This is a genomic window from uncultured Martelella sp. (assembly GCF_963677965.2).
Classification (GTDB): Bacteria; Pseudomonadota; Alphaproteobacteria; order Rhizobiales; family Rhizobiaceae; genus Martelella; species Martelella mangrovi.
Genome location: NZ_CAXXFM010000001.1, coordinates 328284 through 350300 on the forward strand (window position 1 = coordinate 328284; position 22017 = coordinate 350300).

A 22017-nucleotide genomic window follows, 5' to 3' on the forward strand; every position below is an offset into this window, starting at 1 on the left:
CGCGCGTCAGTCGCTGCCAGGCGACATCTGGCTGACGATCCAGCGGTCCAGCACCGAAACCACATAGGCGATTTCGTCTTCCTCGAGCGCCCGGCCCTCAGCGATGCCGTGCCATTTCATCAGGCAGCCCCGGCAGCAGGTGGCCGTGGCATGCTGGGCGACAAAGGCCGGATGGCCACGCATCGGCGTCTGTTTTCCGTCATTGGCCGGTGCGGCGGGGGCCAGCCGCTTGCGGATAAAATCCTCCGCATGGGCATTCACCTCCGCCCGGCCCTTTGCCGCGGCATAGGCCCTGTCTTTCGCCGAAAGCGCAAAACGGCTTCTGAACCTCGAATGCGACAGCCGATCGAAAAGCGGGTCGAGGTCACGACGGATCATCTTGCGCCCCATATGAGTCCTAAACATTGACTCTTGGTATCAGTTCAGCCGCGCACCGCTTTCCGTGTCGAAGATGTGCATCCGTTCGGCATCGAAGGTAATCGTCACCGGTTGATGACGCTCATAGGGAACGCGTTCCGGGGTCAGCAGCAGAACCTGATCACCACCCGCCGTCATTGTCGCATGGGTTTCAGAACCGGTGGTTTCGGTAAACTCGATCACGGCCCCGGTCCCTGCGTCGGAAAACGCCACGTGTTCGGGCCGCACGCCAATGGTGATCGCGGCCCCGGCCTGCACTGCGGGAAGCGCCGGCAGCGGCCAGAGCGCGCCGCCCCTGCTGCGCAGCACCGGCGCCCCGTCCTCACCCTCGACCGTGCCTTCAATGAGGTTCATGCCCGGCGCACCGATAAAGCCTGCGACGAAAACGTTCTGCGGCCGGTCATAAAGCTCGAGCGGGGTCCCGACCTGTTCGATCACGCCGGCGCGCATCAGCACGATACGCTCGCCCATGGTCATGGCTTCCATCTGATCATGGGTCACATAGATCATCGTCGTCTCAAGCCTGCGGTGCAGCGCCTTGATTTCGGCGCGCATCTGGGCGCGGAGCTTGGCATCAAGGTTCGACAGCGGCTCGTCGAACAGGAAGGCTTCCGGATTGCGCACCAGCGCCCGGCCCATGGCAACGCGCTGCTTCTGGCCGCCGGACAGCTCGCTCGGATAGCGCTCCAACTCCGGGGTCAGACCCAGCATCTCGGCCGCCCGCTCAACGGCGGCATCCCGCTCGGCCCGCGAGATACCGGCCATGCGCAGCGCAAACGCCATGTTCTTGCGCACGCTCATATGCGGATAGAGCGCAAAATCCTGAAACACCATGGCAATGTTGCGCTGGCGCGGCTGCATCTTGTTGGCGACCACGCCGTTGACCAGCACCTCACCGCCGGTGATTTCCTCCAGCCCCGAAAGCATCCTGAGAAGCGTTGACTTGCCGCAACCCGACGGGCCGACGAGGACAATGAATTCACCATCGGCAATGTCGAGATCGAGACCGTGGATGACCTGGCGTTGACCGTATTTCTTGACGATGTCGCGCAGCGTGAGACTGGCCATTGTTTTTCTTTCCTCCGGGGCGCTTTCCTGCGACCGCATTAGCGCATTTTGGCGAATGATGAAATTGCATGACGCAATGCGAGATCAAGAAAGGCGGCAGAATTAAATTTTAGCGAATCGGAAACCAATCGGGGAGGATTGCCGTTACATGTCTACCGGACAAGCAGTGCGAGCAAAAAAACTGCGGTCCGGGATGGGTGCGGCCCGCCCCGGCACATGAAATGTGCCGGGGATGGTTTCAAGGGTCAGGAAACGGCTGCAACGGCTGAAACAGCGCTGCGGCCGTTTCCGATCAGCCAAGGTCTCCGAAAACGCTGGCTATTGCCGAACGAGCCCCTAAATAGGGGGCATTGGAGCGCGGAGAAACATGGCGACAATCAAGGATGTAGCAAAGGCCGCCGGTGTTTCGGTGACGACCGTGTCGGCCACGATCAATGACAGCGCGCCGGTCAGCACAACTTTGCGCGCACGCGTCAATGCCGCCATCGCGGCGGTCGGTTATGTCCCCAACCCGGTTGCCCGCAATTTGCGAAGTGGCCGCTCGCGCCAGATCGGTCTGCTGGTGCCCGATATCGCCGCCCCTTATGCCGCCGGCATCGCCCGCAGCGTGCAGCAAGTGTTTTCCGACAAGGGCTATTCAATGTTCTTCGCCTCAAATGGCGACGATCCGGTGCGCGAGCTTGCCGACATCGCCCGCATGAACGATCATCAGGTGGCAGGTCTGGTGCTGTTGCCCACCTGCCGTGGCGCGAACTACGCCAGAAACATCCTATCGGCGATCAAGTGCCCGACGGTGACCGTCGACCGCGTCGTTGCGGGCGCGCCGTTCGACTGTGTCGTCGACGACAACGCGCTCGGCGCCCGGCTGATCGCCCACCATCTGCTGCAGCTTGGTCATCGCAATATCGCCGTCATTGCCGGGCGCACCGGCATTTCGGTTTCCGATGAGCGGCTGGCGGGGATCCGCACGGCGATGGCGGAGGCCGGATATCCGGTCTCCGACGATTGCATCTATGCCAACCATGAGCGCGAGGATCAGGCCTTCCGCGCCGCTCAAGACCTGATGTCGCGACAAAAGCGGCCGACAGCAATCGTCACCGTCGATACGGCGCAAACCCGCGGCATATTGCTGGGGCTGCGCTCCATGGGGCTGAAGGCGCCGGATGACGTCTCGCTGATTTCCTTTGACGGGCTGCACCATTCGGCGGGCTTTGATCCGGAGATCACCTCACTTGATCAGGATATTCCGGCAATCGCCGAAGCCGCAGCCGACATGCTGGTCGAGCGGCTGGAGACCGAAGACACCGCCATTCGCACCGGGCCACCGAGCCACCGGCGACTACCGGTCCGGCTGATCGTGCGCTCGTCCTGCCGGTCGGTCAGCGGAAACTGAGCCCCTTCGCCGCCCTTGCCGGGTTTCCCGCGCGGCGATATATTCTATCGACAGGCTCGGCCCGCGCCTCCGCCCTCCGTTTCGGGAAGTATTGCACATACGGGGTAAAACGATCACCGAATCAACCATTCGGGCATGCGCATAAGGAGGGATTGCGTTTTCGGCTCGCAATGGAGGTTCCGTACAGTTTGCTCGCGATACCGGCGTCATACTGGGCTTCATTTCGCAGATCTATCGCGCATTTGATCCGTCGCGCTCTGCCGTGCCGGACCAGAGCGATATTCGCCTGCCAAACCCGGTCGCAGAAGGAACGTTTTCCAAAGCCTGCTTCCTCAACGCGGGCAGAACCGAATTGCGAAAGCTCGTCTGAACAGACGTATCAGTCTGACATGCATTTCAAAACAAAAAAGGGCAGAGCGAAAACCGCCCTGCCCCTTTGGATTGTCAGACCATGGCTTTTGCCGTCAGGCCTTGTTCTTGTTGTAGACGTCGAAGACGACGGCTGCGAGCAGGACGAGGCCCTTGATGACCTGCTGGTAGTCGATGCCGATACCCATGATCGACATGCCGTTGTTCATGATGCCCATGATGAAGGCACCGACAACCGCGCCGACGATCTTGCCGACACCGCCGGACATCGACGCACCGCCGATGAAGACGGCCGCGATCACGTCCAGCTCGAAGCCGTTACCGGCCTTCGGCGTCGCGATGTTGAGGCGGGCTGCGAAGACGAGACCGGCAAGGGCTGCGAGCATGCCCATATTGACGAAGACGATGAAGTTCAGCCGTCTGGTATTGATACCGGAAAGCGCCGCCGCCTTCTCATTGCCGCCGATGGCATAAACGCGGCGACCGAATGTCGTGCTTTCGGTGATGAAGGTGTAGATCACCGTCAGGATGGCCATGGAGACCAGAACATTCGGCAGACCGCGGAAGGATGCAAGCTTCCACGAGACGAACACCAGAACCGCAGCCACGATGATGTTGCGGCCGAGGAAGAAGGAATAGGGTTCATCCTCGATGCCGTAGGCGACATTGCGCGAACGGGCACGCCAGGCAAGATAGACGATGGCGGCAGCGGCGATGATGCCGGCGGCAAGCGCCGTCATGTTCGGGCGTCCGACCCCGAAGATATCCGGAACGAAACCCGTGGACAGCAACTGGAAGCCGGACGGGAAAGGCCCGACGGACTGACCGTTCAACAGCCACAGAGACAGCCCGCGGAAGATCAGCATGCCCGCCAGCGTCACGATGAAGGACGGGATTTTCCAATAGGCCACCCAGTATCCCTGCCAGGCGCCGATCAGCATGCCCGCCAGGATACAGGCAGGAATGGCCACCAGAACCGGCAGGTGCCACTGCACGATCATCACCGCCGCAAGCGCACCGATGAAACCGACGATGGAGCCGACGGACAGGTCGATATGCCCCGCCACGATGATCATCAGCATGCCAAGCGCCATGATGATGACATAGCTGTTCTGGAGGAACAGGTTGGTGATATTGACCGGACGCATCAACACGCCGTCGGTCACGATCTGGAAGAACGCGATAATGACGATCAGGGCAAGCAGGATGCCGTAGTCGCGCATTCGAAGGGTCAGGTAAGAGCGGATCGAGGGTTTGCTCTGGCCTGCATTTTCCTCAGGAGTACTCATCGTCATCTCTTTCTATTTTCTGACAATGAAGGACATGATGCGTTCCTGGCTCGCCTCTTCGGCGTCCAGCTCTCCCACCAATGCCCCCTCGTTCATAACGTAGATGCGGTCGCACATGCCGAGCAATTCCGGCATTTCCGACGAGATCATCACCACTCCGCGGCCTTCGGCTGCAAGCTGGTTCATCAGACTGTAGATCTCGAATTTCGCGCCAACATCGATACCGCGCGTCGGCTCATCCATGATGAGCACGTCGGGCTGGGTGAACAGCCATTTGGACAGGACAACCTTCTGCTGGTTGCCGCCGGAAAGGTTTACCACCCTCTGGGCCACCGTCGGCGTGCGGATATTCATCGCCTTGCGATAATATTCCGACGTCTTGGTTTCCTCTGCCGTGTTCAAAACGCCATATTTGGACACACCCGGAAGATTGGCGAGCGTGACATTCTTGGTGATCGGCTCATCGAGCACCAGCCCCAGCGCCTTGCGGTCTTCGGTCACATAGGCCAGACCTGCAAAGATCGCCTTCGGCACCGTCGAGACATCGACTTTCTGCCCGCCAAGCGTGACTTCGCCCGAGATGTTGCGGCCATAGCTGTGGCCGAAAACGCTCATGGCAAGCTCGGTGCGCCCGGAACCCATCAGCCCGGCAATGCCGACAATCTCGCCGGCGTGGACGTTGAAATCGACACCCTTGATCACCTTGCGATCGGCCTGCTCGGGATGCCAGACGGTCCAGTTCTTCACCGACAGCAGTTCCTCACCGATCTTGCGTTCCCTTTCGGGGTAGCGGTTTTCCATCGCACGGCCGACCATGGCCTGAATGATACTGGCCTCGCTGACCTCTTCCTTGCGGCAGTCGATATTGGCAACCGACGCCCCGTCGCGCAGCACCGTGATCGTGTCCGCGATCTGTTCGACCTCGTTCAGCTTGTGGGAAATCAGGATCGAGGTAATGCCCTGCTGCTTGAGTTCCAGCAGCAGGCTCAAAAGCTTGGCGCTGTCGCTTTCGGAAAGTGCTGCAGTCGGCTCGTCGAGGATCAGAAGCCGCACATCCTTGGAAAGCGCCTTGGCGATTTCGACCAGCTGCTGCTTGCCGACGCCGATCTTTTCCACGAGCGTGGCAGGCGGATCACTCAGCCCGACCTTCTTCAAAAGGCCTTCCGTGCGCTGATAGGTATCCGGCCAGCTGATCACGCCGGACCTGGCGACCTCGTTGCCGAGAAAGATATTTTCGGCGATTGACAATTGCGGAACCAGGGCCAGTTCCTGATGGATAATGATAATGCCCTTCTTTTCGCTGTCGGCGATATTGGCGAACGACGCCAGTTCGCCGTCATAGTGGATTTCGCCCTCGTAACTGCCATGGGGATAGACGCCTGAGAGCACCTTCATCAGTGTCGATTTCCCGGCACCGTTTTCGCCCACAAGCGCGTGAATTTCACCTTCTTCGACAGCGAGATCGACATCACTCAACGCTTTCACGCCCGGAAAGGTCTTTGTGATTTTTTTCATTTCGAGCAATGTTGTCATGACACCCTCACCCGGCTGGCGCCCGGCACCGCCGCCGACCGTTGCAGCCGGCGGCAGCCCTTGCGCAAACTCTCGGGGTTATTCTTCGATCTGCTGCATGGTGTAGTAGCCGCTGTCGTCGACCAGGATCTGCTTCCAGTTGTCCTGGGTCACGGCGACCGGTTCCAGCAGATAGGACGGCACGACCTTCTCACCATTGTCATAGGTCGAGGTGTCGTTGATTTCCGGTTCCTTGCCTTCGGAAATCGCCTCGACCATGTCGACGGTGACTTCGGCCAGCTTGCGGGTATCCTTGAAGATCGAGGAATACTGCAGGCCTTCGATGATCGCCTTCACGTTGGGCAGGTTCGAATCCTGACCGGTAATGATCGGCATCGGCATATCGCCCGAACCGTAGCCGAGGCTTCTCAGCGAGGAGATTGCGCCCATGGCCAGGTCGTCATTGGAGGCATAGACGCCGTGCAGCGGCTCCTGCGTATAGTAGGCCGACAGCAGGTTATCCATACGGGCCTGCGCAGCAGCGTTGGACCAGTTCAGCGTACCGATCTTGTCCATCCCCATCTGGCCGGACGGCACCACGATATCGCCGGAATCGATCAGCGGCTGGATCACCGACATCGCGCCGTTGTAGAAGAAGTAGGCGTTATTGTCGTCGGGCGAACCACCGAACAGTTCGACATTCCAGGGATGAACGTCGGGGAAACGGCTTTTCAGGCCTTCCACAAGGCTGTTGCCCTGGATGACGCCCACCTGAAAATTATCGAAGGTGGCATAATAATCGACATTCGGGGTGTTCAGGATCAGCCGGTCATAGGCAATGACCGGAATACCGGCAGCGGCGGCATTGGCCAGCGGCGCTGTCATCGAGCCACCGTCGATCGCGGCGATCACGAGGACGTCGACGCCCTTGGTGATCATGTTTTCAACCTGCGAAAGCTGTGCGGGGATTTCGTTTTCCGCATATTGAAGGTCGGTCTTGTAACCGGCCTCCTCGAACTGCTGCACCATGGACGCACCGTCCTTGTTCCAGCGGTCGAGCCCCTTGGTCGGCATGGCAATACCGACATAGCCCTTGTCTGCCGCGATCGCAGGCGCTGCAAGTGCCGCAGCGACCACGCCTGCGGCAGCAAGCATAGAGATAACGCTTTTCATGTCTCTCTCCCATTTGGCGGCCGTAACCTCTTGTTCCGGCCTGTCCTCAGAAACGTAAAAATCCGCCGGACACAATGCCGACGCACCTTTTCCGGCTCTTTCCGCAAGACACCCGGCAATTGCCGTTCCGGTCACAGCGGATATGATGACGATACAACTTGAGTAACGTAAGTCAAATAAATTTATTCGATTGAATCGTTATTCACAATGCATACAAACACACTGTATAAAAATGAAAAAATCATCATAAAACAAAATTATACATACGAATGAATTTGAACCCGAAACAATATCGAATTCAAATTCATCAGTCCGCTTCTTTTGTAACTTTACGCTTTCTCAAAGATCGAAAAATACTGAAAGGCGGAATGAAAACCCCGCCTTTCATATCGCTCAGTTCAATCTCAATTCTGAATTTCTTCGAGCGTGTAATAGCCGGCCTGATCGACCAGGATCTCTTCCCAGTTGGAGCTGTCGATGGCGACCGGCGAAAGCAGGTAGGACGGCACGACCTTGACGCCGTTGTCATAGGTTTCGGTGTCGTTGATTTCCGGCTCACCACCTTCAAGCAGCGCCTGAACCATGCCGACGGTCACACGGGCCAGTTCACGGGTATCCTTGAATACCGTGGAATACTGCTCACCCATATTGATCGACTTGATCGAGGGAAGCTCGGCATCCTGACCGGTCACGATCGGCATTTTCTGATCGTCCGAGCCATAACCGACGCCCTTCAGCGACGACAGGATACCGATGGAAAGACCATCATAGGGTGAAAGCACACCGTGGATGGTTTCATTGGTGTAGTTGGCCGAAAGCAGGTTATCCATGCGGGCCTGGGCAACGGCGCCGTCCCAGCGCAGCGTGCCGACCTGGTTCATGCCCATCTGACCGGAAACGATATCGATCTTGCCTTCATCGATCAGCGGCTGCAGCACCGACATGGCGCCGTCGTAGAAATAATAGGCGTTGTTGTCGTCCGGCGAACCGCCGAACAGCTCGACATTCCAGGTTTCTTCTTCGGGGAAGCGCTCCTCGAGCCCCTTGACGAGGCTGGATCCCTGCTGAACGCCGACCTGGAAATTGTCGAAGGTCGCATAATAGTCGACATCGCCGCTTTCGCGGATCAGGCGGTCATAGGCGACAACCGGAATACCGGCGGCGGCCGCGTTGGCAAGCGCGTTGGAAAGCGTGGTGCCATCAATCGAGGCGACAACCAGCGCATCAACACCCTTGGTGATCATGTTTTCGATCTGCGACAGCTGGTTGGGAATATTATCCTCGGCATACTGAAGGTCGGTATCATACCCCGCCTCCTCGAACTGCCGGACCATGGATTCACCATCGGAAATCCAGCGAGCCGATGATTTCGTCGGCATCGCGATACCGATCGTGCCCTTGTCCTGTGCAAAGGCCGGCACGGCAAAACTTGTCACGGCCATTGCCGCAACGGCCAGTGCAGATACTACCAGTTTCATTTCTCTCTCCCAATTCACGAAACGTGCGTTTCGTCTGCCCTTGCGCCGGAAACCCCTCAGGCGGCCTCCGCCCTCCCGGCGGGCTGATACGAAGCAATTTGCAAGGGGCAGATCGCGGGTGGAGGTTGGTAGAAGAGACATGAGCTGTCAAATTGAGAACACCGAAGCAGATATACCAATTCTGCTATATGTCGAAATGACAGGACGGTAAGATTTTGGCAGATATGAGCTTTTCCCGGCCATGCGCTTAAGTTCGTGTTCTCTTACTTAAACTTTAGTTTAGTACCTCCGGTATCCACCGATCGCACATAGAAGTCGTTTGCCGCCGTCGTCCGCGCTTTTTCAAAGACTCGACTGTTTTTAAGATTGATGCACGCGGCAAGCTGCGCTAAACAACCCCGCGAAGCAGACGGCAAAAGCCGGCCTGCAAGGGCGCCCGTAGCTCAGCTGGATAGAGTGTTGGATTCCGATTCCAAAGGTCACAGGTTCGAATCCTGTCGGGCGCGCCATTTTCCACCGATTGCCGTCCATCGTACAAGATAGCCGTCCAACCTCCGATCATTCATGTGGCAGCGGTCGAGCGCATGCATGAAGGCGTAAAATCGGCGGCGCTTGACGATAGCGCGTTCGAAAAGTTTCCAGCCCAGACAAAGCCAAACTGCCCATCAATGCTTACCATGGAACGATTTGCCCTTCACGATCGAGATATTGAAGGCCGGGCTTTCCCCGCTGAGCGAGAAGCGTGCTGACGATCTGCGGCACGGTTTCTTCCATGCTGTAGGGCGCATCGGGTCCGCCAAGACCGGTGCGGATCCAGCCGGGCGCCATCAGCACGAGCGGGCGACTGTCGCTGGCGTGCCGTGCCGCGTAGCTACGCATATACTGATTCAAAGCCGCCTTGGAGCCACGATAGACCTCATGACCACCCTTGGTGTTATTGCCGACACTGCCTTGCCCCGATGACATGACCCCGATCAGGCCCATGGGCGCGACACAATCCTGCAACCCCTCGACCACGCGCATCGGACTCAGCGCGTTCGTGACCATCACGCGGATAAACTCCTCCGTCGAAACCGCTGCAATGGTTTCGTCCTGATTGGCGTTGGCCGTTCCGGCATTGACGAACAGGATGTCGATGCACTGCCGCGAAACTCGTTCGCGAAGCGCAGCAACCTGGTCTGGTTCAGTGATATCGAGCTGTTCGATCCCGATATGATCCGGATGAACGTCGGCAAGGTCGTGCAACAAGGTTCGTTCGGGACCACGCACCGTTGCTATCACACGCCAGCCGCGTTTGAGGAATTCAGTCGCCATGGCATAACCAAGGCCGCGTGATGCCCCGATAATGAGGACAGTGTCAGTGGTTGCATCTTGATCGTTGGAAATCATGGGATTGCCCTTCGGTTTTGGTTTCGGCAATCATTATCCTTGCCTCGCCTGAAATGCGCCAGACGCACAGGATACAAACTATCATTGCGTTTGATGCTATATATGTGCCAACGGATCTGGTAGCATCCAAACGATGGACAAGATCGATCTCAACCTTCTGACAGCGCTGGATGCGCTTCTGTCGGAGCGCAGTGTCACGGCGGCGGCGCGCCGCCTGGGCCTCAGCGCGTCGGCCATGAGCCGAACGCTCGCCAGATTGCGCGCCGTCACCGGCGATCCTCTGCTGGTGAGGGCGGGGCGTGGCCTCGTGCCGACCCCGCGGGCCATATCACTGCGCGAGCGTGTTCACGCGGTGACACGAGAAGCGCGCGACGTTCTCAGTCCACAAAGCGATAGCTTAAATCTCGCTGAGCTAGAGCGAACCTTCACGATCCGGGCAAATGAAGGCTTCATCAGCTTGTTTGCTGCTCCTCTGCTTATGACCGTGACCGACGTCGCACCGCGTGTGCGCCTGCGCTTCATTCAGAAACCCACGAAGGAGGCAGGGCCACTCCGTGATGGAACGATCGATCTGGAGATCGGAGTGCTCGGTGATTTCGCGCCGGAAGTGCGAACACGGCTGCTTTTTCGCGACCGGTTCGTCGGGGTCGTACGAAACGGTCATCCTCTGCTCTCCACGACCACGGTCTCACCGGAGCACTATGCCGCGGCCCGCCATGTTGTCGCATCCCGTATGGGCCACGTTAGAGGGCCGGTCGACGACGCCTTGAAAGCGCTTGGACTGCAACGCACAGTCGTCGCCGTGGTGCCGGGGTTTCCGGATGCCTTGCGCATTGCACGCCAGTCCGACCTGGTTGCGCAAGTGACGCAGTCATGCCTTTCGGCCCCACGGTTCGCTGATGGCCTGATCAGTTTTCCGCTGCCGGTGAAAACGCCAGAAATCGGCATCACCGCACTCTGGCATCCCCGCATGGAGGCCGACCTTGCCCATCGTTGGCTGCGCGACACTGTCATCGCAACGTGCCGTTCGAGCTGAGGCTAACTCAAAGGAGGGCTATGACGTAGACATGGTTCTCATCATTGCCCGGCGCGACTCTCCATTCTTCATCACACAAATCCCGGAGTTGCGTTTCGATGCGCCTGGTGAGCCGTAGGTCACGGCTGTGACATCCATGCTTCCGGCAGTGTGTCGTGAAGCGCCTGGCGGATAATCGTTGCGAGATGGCTGCTCGCTGAGCTTTCGGGCCGTCCGGGGCGCAGGAGGCTCAGGCCCAGTGACGGCAGTTCGGGCAGGCCATGCTGGAGCGCATCCAGCACGCGCACATCCGCAGACCGGACGAAGGGCGTGCGCAGTGCGACCCCGAGACCTGCCGCCGTTGCCGCCCAAAGCCCGCTCAGGCTTGGGCTGACGAAGGCAATGCGCCAGGCAAGACCTTCGCTGTCGAGGCGATTGCAGGCGAGCGTGCGAAGCAGGCACGGCGCTTCCAGCGTGACAAGTGGCAGCGGTTCGTTTTGGGCTGCTTGCCAAAGCGGTTCCTCCTGTGCCGAACCGAGCCAGCACAGCGGCAGTGCGGCGATCCTTTCAGCATCCGACGAAGCCCCGTCATCCCAGGCAAGCGCCAGGTCGAGATGGCCTGAGGCAATCTTTTCCCGTAATTCGCTGTTTCTGCCTATGCGGCCCTCGATCCGGACCTTGGGATGCGCCCGGGCAAAGCGACCGAGCACCTCCGGCAAGACGGTCTCGCCGAAATCCTCCTGAATGCCGAGACGAACCCAGCCCTCCAGTTCCGGGCTTCGAACCGCACCGACCGCCTCGTCATTCAGATTGAGAAGCCGTCGGGCGTAGGAAAGAAGCACCTCGCCGCCGTCCGTCGGGACCAGCCCGCGCCCCGAACGCCGCACGAGTTCGGTGCCCGTCTGCTCCTCCAGCTTCTTCAGTTGCGCACTCACCGCCGATGTCGAGCGGCCGAGCCTATCGGCGGCCTGCGCGAAGGAGCCGGCCTCAATGCCGGCGACAAAACTGCGCAGCGCATCCATGTCGAGATTGGTAAACCGCATTTTCATTCCTGAAAAACAGGATACTTAATCCTAAATAATCTGATTATCAGGATGATCGTGCCGCGTCATACTGTGCCTGTCAATCACATTTGATGGAGCCCACTTATGCCGTTCACCCGTATTTCCCTTCTGGCTGGCAAGTCTGCGGATTATCTCGCCGCCGTGTCCGACAGCCTCGACCGTGCGCTTGTCGATTGTTTCGAGGTTCCCGAGAAGGACCGTTTCGCCGCCATCCACCAGCACCAGCCCGGCGAACTCATTTTCGATCGAAACTATAATGGCGGGCCGCGTTCGGACGATTATATCTTTTTCCAGATCACCACCGGCAAGACGCGCTCGCCGGAAACCAGGGCGCGCTTCTACCGCCGACTGGTCGAAAACCTTGCAGCCTCTCCGGGCGTCCGGCCGGAAGACGTGATGGTCTCCATCGTCAATTCGACCATGGAGGACTGGTCTTTCGCATCCGGCGTTTCCGCCACGGCCCTGCCTGAGGAAGCGCGCCGATGAGCACAGCTTTCGACATGCAGGAACGCTCCCCGTCCATGATGCACATCCATCGCGCCGGCACCGGAATTGTCGCGGCACCCGATGACATCGCAAGCGGCTCGTTTCTGGTGCAGATGCTGCTGTCGAGCCGCACGGAGGCCGAAATGACGGCGATGCGTGCCTTCGAGCCGCCGGGCGTCGTGACCCATTGGCACGGTGAATCGCCGGCATGCCCCTTCAGCTATCTCAGTGTTCAACCCGTGAAGAACGGAACGGCGGTCGCATGGTTCGGCCCCGTCAATCAGAAAGGTTTTCAGCAATGATCGCGATGCAATACAGTTTCACCTTGCCGGCCGATTACAACATGACGATCATCGATCGGCGTATCCGCGACAAAGGTCCGTTGCTCGATGGTTTCCCGCGCTTGCGCTTCAAGGCATATCTGTCAGCAAGAAAGAAGGACGCCGGCTTTTCAAGCAGTGAAAACCTTTACGCCCCCTTCTATCTCTGGGACGAGCCGGAAGGGATAGACAGTTTTCTGTCCAGCCCCGGCTTTGCCACGCTGACACGGGATTTCGGCTGGCCATCGGTCGCAACATGGCTGATCTGGCAAGCCGATCTCGGCCCGGACCTTGCCGCTTCTCGCTTTGCAACGCGGCAGATCCAGCCGATTGCGCCTTATTCCAACCTTGCCGAGATGCGTAAGGCCGCCTGCGGAGAGGCCCAGGCCGCCCTTGATAAAGGCGCGCTCGCCGTCATCACGGCCTTTGATCCAGGCGCATGGCGGCAATTGCAGTTCTGCCTCTGGCCGACAGTACCGGAAACAACAAATGCGCAAATCTACGCGGTCGGCCATATATCGCTGCCGAACCCGGAATAAATCCCCAACGACGCTGTAGGCCATTTGCAGACGGAAGCCTGTTTGCAGGCGCCTATAGCGTGGACATCGTTCACAACGTCACGCGGCGTGCCGGATATTCGGGTTTTGCAGAAAAACGGCACGCCGTTTGCGGCCCCGAAAACCGCCGCGTTCCTTCCCGTCTTCGCTTGCGTCGACAACGGCTCACGATCTTGTGTGAGAACCACCTCTTGCTGATGCGCGCGCAGGCCCTAGCTCTATAAACAGGACAACACCACTCACGTTTTGCCCGGGGAGGACGCCTGTGAAAGCCTCGCTTATCGGAATCCGACTGTTCGCCATTGTCGCTGCACTGGGCGGGATGCTGCCTGCTTTCGCTGCCAGCGCACAGACGCCACCGCTTGCCGTGGAGGAGATTGCTTCCGGGCTGGCGCATCCCTGGTCCGTCGAACCGCTGGAAGACGGCGCCTATCTTGTCAGCGAAAGGCCGGGCCGGCTGAACATCGTCACCGCCGATGGCACGACACGCACCGTTTCCGGCCTTCCCGACTTTTACGCCGCCGGTCAGGGCGGCCTTCTGGATGTGGCGCTTGATCCCGGTTTTGAGACCAACGACACCATCTACTTCACCTCATCCGTTTCCGGAAACGGAGGTCAGGGAACCGCCGTCTTCCGCGCGCAGCTGAACCGCCGTCAGGCCAGCCTTCAAGCTGTCGAGCAGATTTTCGTCATGAACCGGCTTTCCGGAACCAACCGGCATTTCGGCTCCCGGATCGCATTCGATCGCGAAGGCAACCTGTTCTTCGGCATCGGCGACAGAGGGGAAAGCGACCGGGCTCAGGATAGCAGCGACCATGCAGGCTCAATCCTCAGGATCCGCCCCGATGGCAGCGTGCCGGTGGGCAATCCCTTCGCAGCTTCAGGCGCGGCGCAGCCCGAAATCTGGTCAATCGGCCACCGCAATCCCCAAGGCATCACCACCGACCCTGAAACCGGCACGCTCTACACCGTCGAACACGGCGCGCGCGGCGGCGATGAAATCAACACGCCCGAAGCAGGCGCCAATTATGGCTGGCCCGAAATTTCCTATGGCGTGCACTATTCCGGCGCAAAGATCGGTCAGGGCACCCATGCCGAAGGGCTGGAGCAGCCGCTTTATTACTGGGACCCGTCGATCGCACCCGGCGCCATTGCCGTCTATCGCGGCAAGATGTTTCCCGAATGGGACGGCGACTTTCTCGTCACCGCGCTGAAGGACCAGCTTCTCGCGCATATCGCGGTGGACGAAAACGGCATGCCGACGGCGGAAAACCGCCTCTTTGCCGGCGAATTCGGCCGGCTGCGCGACGTCAAGATTGCGCCGGACGGGGCCGTTCTTGTAACCACCGACGAGCCCGACGGACGCTTGCTGCGAATATATCGGCCTTAGAGTTCTTCAGGAACTGAGCCTATTTGTCCGCCGTTGTGTCGGCTTCATCAGCGTCGCCCCCGATATCCGAGCGCCATGTCACCGGCCACTTGGCGGCACCGACATCATTGCCGTCACACGCGCTCTTGGCGCGCTCATGGGTCAGCACCAGCGGGTTGCCGGTCGCCTTTGCGTCAAGGCTCCAGTAGTGCGCCAGCCCGCAATCGCCAAGACCGCGTCCGAGATAGACGGATGAAAGCTTGCGGTTTTCCAGATCGAAATTGACGTTGTAGACCGTATCGAGAACCGTGATGCCGGCCTCGCTGACATTCGGGAATTCGGCGCGACGAAATTCCTCATCCTTGCCGACATAGAGCTGGTAGGGCTGATTATAGGCCCCCGACGGGCCGCAGGGCAGAAGCATAATCGTGCTGGCCCCGGTCGCAAAGGCAAAGGCATCGGCCTGATCGAGATGCGCCTCGTCGGTGTAACAGGCACTTTCCGCGTCAGACAGATTGCGCAGGATCGATTCCGGCAATTGCGCGTAGCTATTGATCGACCACACCCGAATATCCTCGGGCGGCGCAATGTCGCCCTTGTCGGCCAGGGCGTCCGTCCGGTCCTTGCGCCCCTGCAGGTCATCGACGAAGCGCGCACTGTCAAGAAGCCCATCCAGCGCAATCGTCGTCGAAAACGCTCCCAGATCGCCGCTATAGGCAATCGTTGCCGATTGACCATGCGCCATCTTCGCAAACAGTTGCGGGAGCGCATCGGGATTGTTGACGCCGAACGTGCCGACAGCCTCGTCCCTGATCAGATCGTCGACACCGACCGCGAAGGCTTCCTCTCCGTCAACGCTGATCGTGAACTGCCCGTCGTCATCGCCTCTCTGGAAGAAGCCGGGCGGTGACGGCAGGCTAAGCGTAAGCGGTGCGGAGGGATTGGCCGTTCTGTGCCACTGAATGGCTGCCAGCGCCGCATCCTCGTCCTGCGCCGCCTGCGGATTGAGCGAGATCGTGCAGACATAGGCGTTGTTGCAGCTGACGGCCCATCCCCCGACCTGACGATACTCAAAAGCGCCGGCAGGCAGGCTGGACAATGCGAACGCGAGCAAGGCGGGTGCAGCAATCCTCAATGATATGTGTCGACGCATGGGCATCTCCCGGAATTTCATCATATGTCATTGCGCACCGCCGGCGCGCGCTCTCACCCGGAGGCTTCGCCGGCACCACGCTCCTACACCAGCTTCGGGTCAAAAAGCTAGGCCTGGCCCAATCCCCTGCAAAACAACGCACCAATGCCTGCCGCTATCGTGTCCCCGGCGGCCTAAAACAGGTGGATAGTGGCGCCAGTATATCCATGATCGATGTTCTTGCCACAGTATCCGTTAGTCAGCATGAATACAGGACATGCCCCTGCATCGACACGACTTTTCACAAAGCCTCAAAGTTTCGCTTGCCAAAGTCGTGTAAAAACCGCATTCTGATCGCGTTCGGGCATTTTGCGAGCACGGGAAGACCATATAATCTGATGCGCGTCGGAAACGCTAATTTTCCGGGCGGCCCTTGTAGGATTTGGCCTGTAAACGTGTCCAGGCGACAGAAGGCCGCGGTAATAAAGGTACCTTTCCTTAACAATTCGAGAAACGCCTGCGCTGCCCACAAGGGCAAACGAGCATTGGAATATCCGCCCATTTGTGCAAGCGGGGCGGTGAGAAAAGGACCTTGAAGCATGGCCGAAACTGGCACCGTGAAATTCTTCAACACTGACAAGGGCTACGGCTTTATCAAGCCGGACAATGGCGGCGCGGACATTTTCGTCCATATCTCCGCCGTGCAGTCCTCGGGCCTGACCGGGCTGACGGAAAATCAGAAAGTCAGCTACGATACCGAGCCCGACCGCCGTGGCAAAGGCCCGAAAGCGGTCAACCTGCAGGTCACGGAATAGTCCCTGTTCCCTCCGGCCTTCCTTGAAGCCGGATAGGACCGAAGGCGGCAGCCTTCTGGTCGCAGTGAACAGCTACAGGCGCGTCTTTCGGCCGCGCCTGGGTTTGTTCTGTTTTTTCAGTGTGCCGCTGTCTCGACCTCAAGCGGCATGGTTATGTCTTTGTGCTGTGCCTGGCGGGCTCTTGCGGCCGGCGGGCTTTTACATGCCGCCCCTGACTTTTGGCCGGATTGGAAGCGCTGCCCCTTGAGTACACCGCAGTCAGCCTTTGTTTCTGACTGCGCTGCTTCGCCCCCAAGAAAGCAAACGGGCAACGCCAGCAGCCTGATTGTCACAGCGCTTCTCGAGCAGGCTCCTGTCCACATTGTCCCGCTGCCGTGCCTCCTCGCTATGGCGATCCTTCTTACGGCCACCACCAAGTCCGAACATAAAAAAACCGGCCTTTCGACCGGGTTCAGACTGCTGACAAAACGCGTCCCGCGTTTATTCGTCATACCGGCCTTGAGCCGGTATCCAGGGCCGCTTGTTATGCGCTTTCAGAAAGAGTCTTTGCGCGCAAGGACCTGGCCCTTACTAGATTCCGGCTCAAGGCCGGAATGACGGCGGGGAAGGAGGCAAAACCGTGTTTGCTTGCGGAGGTGTCAACAAACTGAAACCCGGCCTTTCGACCGGGTTTCCATAGAATTTCGTATTTTCACGCGTGATCAGCTGTCCAGGAACGAGCGCAGCTTGCGGCTGCGGCTCGGGTGCTTCAGCTTGCGAAGCGCCTTGGCCTCGATCTGGCGGATACGTTCGCGGGTCACCGAGAACTGCTGACCGACTTCTTCCAGCGTGTGGTCGGTGTTCATGCCGATACCGAAGCGCATGCGCAGCACGCGTTCCTCACGCGGGGTCAGCGAGGCGAGAACACGGGTCGTGGTCTCACGCAGGTTCGCCTGAATGGCGGCATCGATCGGCAGAAGCGCGTTCTTGTCCTCGATGAAATCGCCCAGATGCGAATCTTCCTCGTCGCCCACAGGGGTTTCGAGCGAAATCGGCTCCTTGGCGATCTTCAGCACCTTGCGGACCTTCTCAAGCGGCATGGAGAGCTTTTCGGAAAGCTCTTCCGGCGTCGGCTCGCGGCCGATCTCATGCAGCATCTGGCGCGAGGTGCGCACGATCTTGTTGATCGTTTCGATCATGTGCACCGGAATGCGGATCGTGCGGGCCTGGTCGGCAATCGAACGGGTGATCGCCTGCCGGATCCACCATGTCGCATAGGTCGAGAACTTGTAGCCGCGGCGGTATTCGAACTTGTCGACCGCCTTCATCAGGCCGATATTGCCTTCCTGAATGAGATCGAGGAACTGCAGACCGCGATTGGTGTATTTCTTGGCAATCGAGATCACCAGTCGCAGATTGGCCTCGACCATCTCCTTCTTGGCGATGCGCGCCTCGCGTTCGCCCTTCTTAACCATGTGAACGATGCGACGAAACTCGGCAATCGAAATACCGGTTTCGGTGGCAAGGCTCTGGATCTCGGACCTCAGCGCCCGGATATCATCGCCGTCACGGCTGGCGAACTCCTTCCAGCCCTTGCCGGAGAGATTGCCGATCGACTTCATCCAGTTCGGATCAAGTTCTGCGCCGTGATAGTGCTGCAGGAAGTCATCCCGCGCAACGCCACGATGGGTCGCCTTGCGCAGCAGCTTGCCCTCGTTTTCAACGAGACGCTTGTTGATGTCGTAAAGCTGCTCGACCAGAAGATCGATACGGTTCTGGTTGAGCGACAGCGACTTCACAGCCGTGATCAGCCCGTCCTTCAGTTCCCTGTAGCGGCGCTCCTGGGCATTGGTCAGCGTTCCGGTGGCGGCAAGACGGGCCTCCACCTGCTGGTCCTGCAATTTGCGCAGCTTCACATAGGTTTCGGCGATCAGGTCGAGCGTGTCCATCACCTGCGGGCGAAGCTCGGCCTCCATGGCGGCAAGCGACAGGTTGGATTCGTCATCCTCCTCGTCATCTTCTTCGGGCTGCACGCCCTCGCCGCCGACATCGGTGACGTCGTCGGAGCGTTTCTTGCGCGCCTGTTCCTTTTCCTCGGCCTTCTTGCGGTCGGCCTCAATCTTTTCCGGGCTCTGGAACTGCGGTGCAGCCTTGGCCTCGGGACCGGAATAGGTGGTTTCCAGATCGATGATCTCGCGCAGAAGCGTGGTGCCCTCGTTCAGCTCATCACGCCAGATGATCAGCGCCTGGAAGGTCAGCGGGCTTTCGCAAAGCCCTGCGATCATCGTCTCGCGGCCGGATTCGATGCGTTTCGCAATGGCGATTTCGCCTTCGCGCGACAGAAGCTCGACGGAGCCCATCTCGCGCAGATACATGCGCACGGGATCATCCGTCCGGTCGGTCGGCTCTTTCTTCTTGGTGGCGGCAACTGCGGTACCCGTGGCAGTCGCCACTTCCGTGCTTTCGCTTTCAGCCGCGCTGCCGTCGCCGGAGCTGTTACCGCTGTCGTTGTCCTGCTCCATCTCCTCCTCGTCCTCGATCACGTTGATGCCCATATCGGACAGCATCGCCATCGTGTCCTCGATCTGCTCGGAGGTCACTTCGGAGGAAGGCAGAACGGAATTCAGCTCGTCCATGGTCACAAAACCGCGCTTCTTGGCGGCCTTGATCATCTTCTTGACGGCATCATCGGAAAGGTCCAGAAGAGGGCCGTCGGTTCCGCCTTCGCGTTCGGTTTCGGCTTCTTCGTTTTCCTTGACTTTTGTTGCCATAGATTTTGTTTCCCTGACGCTTATGCCGTAATTCCACAGCGGCAATACCGGCAAATGATTAAGGACCCTTTATGGGGACCGCTCCAGCCGGCTTTAAAAACTTCAACCATGAACAGGACAGAATTCACCGCCGCGGAGCCTGTCACCCCGGGTGAACACTGTCCAGATCATGAAATTGCGCTGCGTTGTGCCATTCAAACTGGTGATTCCCAGATTTTCGCCATCCGTCAAGCGCCAATTCGAGGATCGCGCGATTTCATATCCTAAAATCGCTTCAAAAGCCACCCGTGTGACGCTTCTATCGATGTCCGGACCGATGCAGCCTTTCTGACGACCCGCGAGAGTACATTTAGAACGAAGTTAAAGAAATACAAGTACCGGTCCCCCACATCAATCCGAATCCTGCAAGGTTTACCGTCCGGATATCCTTATCCCGCAGCGCCGGACCGCCCGGCACGCCCCGACATCAGCCCGAAACCGTCGATTTCGGCCTCCTGATTATCAATTCGGTTGATTTCATTCTGCACCGAAACCAGCGCCGGCATCAGTTCCTCGAGAAGCTCCAGATTGCCCTCCTCCGTCGCCTCGCCAATCTCGCGCTCAAGATCGCCCTTCTGGCGGGCAAGCGAGCGGGCGCGGTTGTGGAGCGAAAGCGCCTGGCGATAGACCTCGCGCACATCCTCAAGGGCGGTATCCGGCCCGGCAATCCAGCTGACATTGCGGCTGACATGGCTCTGCAACTGCTGAACCAGCGGCCCGAAGCCCGCATCCTCGAGCTTTTGGCGAATGCGCTCCCGGCCGGCGTCAGGGCGCGATGCCTCGGCCAGAAAAACCGGCCACAGCGCCCGCATTTCCGCAGCGTCGAAGGAAAGCGAGGCAATGCTGTCAAAGTCTTCCCGCGCAAGTTCGGGGTGGGTCAGAAGGCAGAACACCAGCTGACATTCGCGAAACGACAGCGAAGCGCCCACCGGACGGAAGCTTGCAAGCGGCGAGCGCGAAAGCCGTTCGGAGGCGGAAAAGCCACCGGTCTGCTGTGCGCCATAGCCTCTGCCCTGCCCCTGTTTCGGCCTGAAATTGCCGCCGCCGCGCGAACCACCACCACGAAAACGCTGAAACAGGCGGTTGCGGAAGTCCTGCTGATAATGCCGGCGCACATTCTCGTCCCCGATGGTCTGCACCAGCGTGTTGATCCTGGCCTCGATCGCCGCCCGCCGTTCGGGCGTTGCGTTGTCGTCATTGCCGACCTCGCGCTCGAACACCGTATCGGCAAGCGGCCTTGCCTGCCGCAGGATCTGGTCAAAAGCTTGCCGCCCGCCCTCGCGCACCAGGTCGTCAGGGTCCTTGCCCTCCGGCAGATAGGCAAATTTCAGGGAATGCCCCGGCTTCAAAAGCGGCAGCGCAACACCGGCCGCGCGTTCGGCGGCGCGCTGGCCCGCGCTGTCGCCGTCAAAACACAGCACCGGTTCGCTGGTCATGCGCCAGAGAAGCTGAAGCTGGTTTTCCGTCAGCGCCGTACCGAGCGGAGCCACTGCGTTTTCGACACCGGCCTGGCTAAGCGCGATGACGTCCATATAGCCTTCAACGGCAATCACCGTGCCGGCGCCATCCGCCCCCGACAGCGCACGGCGGGCACGGGCGAAATTGAACAGCACATTGCCCTTGTGAAACAGCTCGGTCTCGTTGGAATTCAGATATTTGGCCAGCGCATCGGGGCGCATGGCGCGGCCGCCGAACGCAATCACCTTTTCGCGCGATGACAGGATCGGAAACATGATCCGGTCGCGGAAACGATCGTAGGAGACCGCGATATCGGGGCCATGGACAACGAGGCCGCAAGCCTCGATCTCCTGCTTCTCCACGCCTTTGGAGGCCAGAAATTCCTTCAGCGCGTTGCGGCTTTCCGGCGCGTAGCCAAGCCTGAACGTATCGATGGTGCGGGCGGAAAGACCTCTTTCGCGCAAATACGCTCTGGCCTTCGCCCCCTCGCTTGTCTGCAACCGGTCCTGAAAGAAGCCTGCCGCCAGTTCCATCACATCGATCAGCGTGCGGCGCTTTTCCTCGCGCTTTTCGGCCTGCGGGTCCATTGCCGGCATCGGAACACCGGCCATGTCTGCAATCCGTTGCACCGCCTCGGGAAAGCTCATGCCGTCGAGATCGGTGAGAAAGCGGAAATGATCGCCGGACACCCCGCAGCCGAAGCAATGATAGCGGCCCTTGCGGTCCTCGCAGTGAAAGCTCGGGGATTTTTCGCCGTGGAACGGGCAGCAGGCCCAGTAGTCGGCGCGCGTCACATTGGTCTTCTTGCGGTCCCACGTCACCCGCTGGCCGATAACAGCCGAAATCGGCACACGGTCACGAATTTCATCCAGAAATGACGACGGAAAGCGCATAAAGCCCTCGTTTGTGCCGGGCGAAGCAGCC

General features: G+C 59.3%; 18 protein-coding genes and 1 tRNA gene. 8 read left to right on the plus strand and 11 right to left on the minus strand.

Annotated elements, in window-relative coordinates; all coding sequences use genetic code 11:
* Nucleotides 1-6: 6 nt before the first annotated feature.
* Together ACHZCU_RS01790 and ACHZCU_RS01795 are read right to left on the minus strand one after the other, a co-directional pair.
* The gene (locus tag ACHZCU_RS01790) at nucleotides 7-378 is read right to left on the minus strand and encodes a DUF4186 domain-containing protein (protein ID WP_319517402.1); all 372 of its coding nucleotides are present in this window, start codon (nucleotides 376-378) and stop codon (nucleotides 7-9) included.
* A gap of 39 nt (nucleotides 379-417) precedes the next feature.
* Complete coding sequence (locus tag ACHZCU_RS01795; protein WP_319517403.1) at nucleotides 418-1485, minus strand: sn-glycerol-3-phosphate ABC transporter ATP-binding protein UgpC; 1068 nt, start codon at nucleotides 1483-1485, stop codon at nucleotides 418-420.
* A 367-nt stretch (nucleotides 1486-1852) separates the two neighbouring features.
* Between ACHZCU_RS01795 and ACHZCU_RS01800 the strand changes: the two genes are divergently transcribed.
* Nucleotides 1853-2878, plus strand: a complete 1026-nt coding sequence (locus tag ACHZCU_RS01800; RefSeq protein WP_319517404.1) for a LacI family DNA-binding transcriptional regulator — start codon at nucleotides 1853-1855, stop codon at nucleotides 2876-2878.
* 464 nt (nucleotides 2879-3342) lie between these two features.
* Here ACHZCU_RS01800 and mmsB read toward each other — a convergent pair whose 3' ends face one another.
* The 4 genes from mmsB to chvE (ACHZCU_RS01820) all read right to left on the minus strand — a co-directional run bounded on the left by mmsB (nucleotide 3343) and on the right by chvE (ACHZCU_RS01820) (nucleotide 8699).
* On the minus strand, nucleotides 3343-4536 hold the full coding sequence (gene mmsB / locus ACHZCU_RS01805; protein ID WP_106310345.1) for a multiple monosaccharide ABC transporter permease: 1194 nt from the start codon (nucleotides 4534-4536) through the stop codon (nucleotides 3343-3345).
* A 12-nt stretch (nucleotides 4537-4548) separates the two neighbouring features.
* The gene (mmsA, locus tag ACHZCU_RS01810; RefSeq protein ID WP_319517405.1) at nucleotides 4549-6069 is read right to left on the minus strand and encodes a multiple monosaccharide ABC transporter ATP-binding protein; all 1521 of its coding nucleotides are present in this window, start codon (nucleotides 6067-6069) and stop codon (nucleotides 4549-4551) included.
* A 78-nt stretch (nucleotides 6070-6147) separates the two neighbouring features.
* Complete coding sequence (gene chvE / locus ACHZCU_RS01815) at nucleotides 6148-7221, minus strand: multiple monosaccharide ABC transporter substrate-binding protein (protein WP_106310122.1); 1074 nt, start codon at nucleotides 7219-7221, stop codon at nucleotides 6148-6150.
* A gap of 404 nt (nucleotides 7222-7625) precedes the next feature.
* The gene (gene chvE, locus ACHZCU_RS01820; protein WP_319517406.1) at nucleotides 7626-8699 is read right to left on the minus strand and encodes a multiple monosaccharide ABC transporter substrate-binding protein; all 1074 of its coding nucleotides are present in this window, start codon (nucleotides 8697-8699) and stop codon (nucleotides 7626-7628) included.
* 432 nt (nucleotides 8700-9131) lie between these two features.
* Between chvE (ACHZCU_RS01820) and ACHZCU_RS01825 the strand changes: the two genes are divergently transcribed.
* Nucleotides 9132-9208 (plus strand) — tRNA-Arg (locus tag ACHZCU_RS01825).
* Between the two features lie 163 nt (nucleotides 9209-9371).
* On the opposite strand, the gene ACHZCU_RS01830 is transcribed toward ACHZCU_RS01825, so the two are convergent.
* Nucleotides 9372-10088 (minus strand): SDR family NAD(P)-dependent oxidoreductase, encoded by a 717-nt coding sequence (locus ACHZCU_RS01830; protein WP_319517407.1) that lies wholly within the window; start codon nucleotides 10086-10088, stop codon nucleotides 9372-9374.
* Nucleotides 10089-10221: 133 nt separating this feature from the next.
* On the opposite strand from ACHZCU_RS01830, the gene ACHZCU_RS01835 reads away from it, so the two are divergent.
* Nucleotides 10222-11124, plus strand: coding sequence for a LysR family transcriptional regulator (locus ACHZCU_RS01835; protein WP_319517408.1), 903 nt, complete (start codon nucleotides 10222-10224; stop codon nucleotides 11122-11124).
* A 119-nt stretch (nucleotides 11125-11243) separates the two neighbouring features.
* Here ACHZCU_RS01835 and ACHZCU_RS01840 read toward each other — a convergent pair whose 3' ends face one another.
* Nucleotides 11244-12146, minus strand: coding sequence for a LysR substrate-binding domain-containing protein (locus ACHZCU_RS01840; protein ID WP_319517409.1), 903 nt, complete (start codon nucleotides 12144-12146; stop codon nucleotides 11244-11246).
* A 105-nt stretch (nucleotides 12147-12251) separates the two neighbouring features.
* Between ACHZCU_RS01840 and ACHZCU_RS01845 the strand changes: the two genes are divergently transcribed.
* The 4 genes from ACHZCU_RS01845 (at nucleotide 12252) to ACHZCU_RS01860 (ending at nucleotide 14920) form a co-directional block, all read left to right on the plus strand.
* Nucleotides 12252-12653, plus strand: coding sequence for a tautomerase family protein (locus tag ACHZCU_RS01845; RefSeq protein WP_319517410.1), 402 nt, complete (start codon nucleotides 12252-12254; stop codon nucleotides 12651-12653).
* Nucleotides 12650-12955 (plus strand): hypothetical protein, encoded by a 306-nt coding sequence (locus ACHZCU_RS01850; RefSeq protein WP_319517411.1) that lies wholly within the window; start codon nucleotides 12650-12652, stop codon nucleotides 12953-12955. Before ACHZCU_RS01845 ends, ACHZCU_RS01850 begins: the two co-directional genes overlap by 4 nt.
* The gene (locus ACHZCU_RS01855) at nucleotides 12952-13512 is read left to right on the plus strand and encodes a DUF4865 family protein (RefSeq protein WP_319517412.1); all 561 of its coding nucleotides are present in this window, start codon (nucleotides 12952-12954) and stop codon (nucleotides 13510-13512) included. The genes ACHZCU_RS01850 and ACHZCU_RS01855 overlap by 4 nt, the downstream gene beginning before the upstream one ends.
* A gap of 340 nt (nucleotides 13513-13852) precedes the next feature.
* The gene (locus ACHZCU_RS01860; protein ID WP_394706088.1) at nucleotides 13853-14920 is read left to right on the plus strand and encodes a PQQ-dependent sugar dehydrogenase; all 1068 of its coding nucleotides are present in this window, start codon (nucleotides 13853-13855) and stop codon (nucleotides 14918-14920) included.
* A gap of 19 nt (nucleotides 14921-14939) precedes the next feature.
* On the opposite strand, the gene ACHZCU_RS01865 is transcribed toward ACHZCU_RS01860, so the two are convergent.
* Nucleotides 14940-16052 carry a DUF1176 domain-containing protein gene (locus ACHZCU_RS01865; RefSeq protein WP_319517414.1) on the minus strand — a complete coding sequence of 371 codons (1113 nt, stop codon included), beginning with the start codon at nucleotides 16050-16052 and terminating at the stop codon, nucleotides 14940-14942.
* Between the two features lie 578 nt (nucleotides 16053-16630).
* Here ACHZCU_RS01865 and ACHZCU_RS01870 point away from each other — a divergent pair.
* The gene (locus tag ACHZCU_RS01870) at nucleotides 16631-16846 is read left to right on the plus strand and encodes a cold-shock protein (RefSeq protein WP_024708202.1); all 216 of its coding nucleotides are present in this window, start codon (nucleotides 16631-16633) and stop codon (nucleotides 16844-16846) included.
* A gap of 701 nt (nucleotides 16847-17547) precedes the next feature.
* Here ACHZCU_RS01870 and rpoD read toward each other — a convergent pair.
* Both rpoD and dnaG read right to left on the minus strand, forming a co-directional pair.
* Entirely contained in the window at nucleotides 17548-19596 is a 2049-nt protein-coding gene (rpoD, locus tag ACHZCU_RS01875) for an RNA polymerase sigma factor RpoD (RefSeq protein ID WP_106310088.1), read from the minus strand.
* A 428-nt stretch (nucleotides 19597-20024) separates the two neighbouring features.
* Complete coding sequence (dnaG, locus tag ACHZCU_RS01880) at nucleotides 20025-21986, minus strand: DNA primase (protein ID WP_319517415.1); 1962 nt, start codon at nucleotides 21984-21986, stop codon at nucleotides 20025-20027.
* Nucleotides 21987-22017: the final 31 nt, after the last annotated feature.

What these genes read in the sequence shown, in the direction of transcription:
- ACHZCU_RS01790 (WP_319517402.1), bottom strand. Translation starts at nt 378, where the DNA reads ATGATCCGTCGTGACCTCGACCCGCTTTTCGATCGGCTGTCGCATTCG.
- ACHZCU_RS01795 (WP_319517403.1), bottom strand. Translation starts at nt 1,485, where the DNA reads ATGGCCAGTCTCACGCTGCGCGACATCGTCAAGAAATACGGTCAACGC.
- ACHZCU_RS01800 (WP_319517404.1), top strand. Translation starts at nt 1,853, where the DNA reads ATGGCGACAATCAAGGATGTAGCAAAGGCCGCCGGTGTTTCGGTGACG.
- mmsB (WP_106310345.1), bottom strand. Translation starts at nt 4,536, where the DNA reads ATGAGTACTCCTGAGGAAAATGCAGGCCAGAGCAAACCCTCGATCCGC.
- mmsA (WP_319517405.1), bottom strand. Translation starts at nt 6,069, where the DNA reads ATGACAACATTGCTCGAAATGAAAAAAATCACAAAGACCTTTCCGGGC.
- chvE (WP_106310122.1), bottom strand. Translation starts at nt 7,221, where the DNA reads ATGAAAAGCGTTATCTCTATGCTTGCTGCCGCAGGCGTGGTCGCTGCG.
- chvE (WP_319517406.1), bottom strand. Translation starts at nt 8,699, where the DNA reads ATGAAACTGGTAGTATCTGCACTGGCCGTTGCGGCAATGGCCGTGACA.
- ACHZCU_RS01830 (WP_319517407.1), bottom strand. Translation starts at nt 10,088, where the DNA reads ATGATTTCCAACGATCAAGATGCAACCACTGACACTGTCCTCATTATC.
- ACHZCU_RS01835 (WP_319517408.1), top strand. Translation starts at nt 10,222, where the DNA reads ATGGACAAGATCGATCTCAACCTTCTGACAGCGCTGGATGCGCTTCTG.
- ACHZCU_RS01840 (WP_319517409.1), bottom strand. Translation starts at nt 12,146, where the DNA reads ATGCGGTTTACCAATCTCGACATGGATGCGCTGCGCAGTTTTGTCGCC.
- ACHZCU_RS01845 (WP_319517410.1), top strand. Translation starts at nt 12,252, where the DNA reads ATGCCGTTCACCCGTATTTCCCTTCTGGCTGGCAAGTCTGCGGATTAT.
- ACHZCU_RS01850 (WP_319517411.1), top strand. Translation starts at nt 12,650, where the DNA reads ATGAGCACAGCTTTCGACATGCAGGAACGCTCCCCGTCCATGATGCAC.
- ACHZCU_RS01855 (WP_319517412.1), top strand. Translation starts at nt 12,952, where the DNA reads ATGATCGCGATGCAATACAGTTTCACCTTGCCGGCCGATTACAACATG.
- ACHZCU_RS01860 (WP_394706088.1), top strand. Translation starts at nt 13,853, where the DNA reads ATGCTGCCTGCTTTCGCTGCCAGCGCACAGACGCCACCGCTTGCCGTG.
- ACHZCU_RS01865 (WP_319517414.1), bottom strand. Translation starts at nt 16,052, where the DNA reads ATGCGTCGACACATATCATTGAGGATTGCTGCACCCGCCTTGCTCGCG.
- ACHZCU_RS01870 (WP_024708202.1), top strand. Translation starts at nt 16,631, where the DNA reads ATGGCCGAAACTGGCACCGTGAAATTCTTCAACACTGACAAGGGCTAC.
- rpoD (WP_106310088.1), bottom strand. Translation starts at nt 19,596, where the DNA reads ATGGCAACAAAAGTCAAGGAAAACGAAGAAGCCGAAACCGAACGCGAA.
- dnaG (WP_319517415.1), bottom strand. Translation starts at nt 21,986, where the DNA reads ATGCGCTTTCCGTCGTCATTTCTGGATGAAATTCGTGACCGTGTGCCG.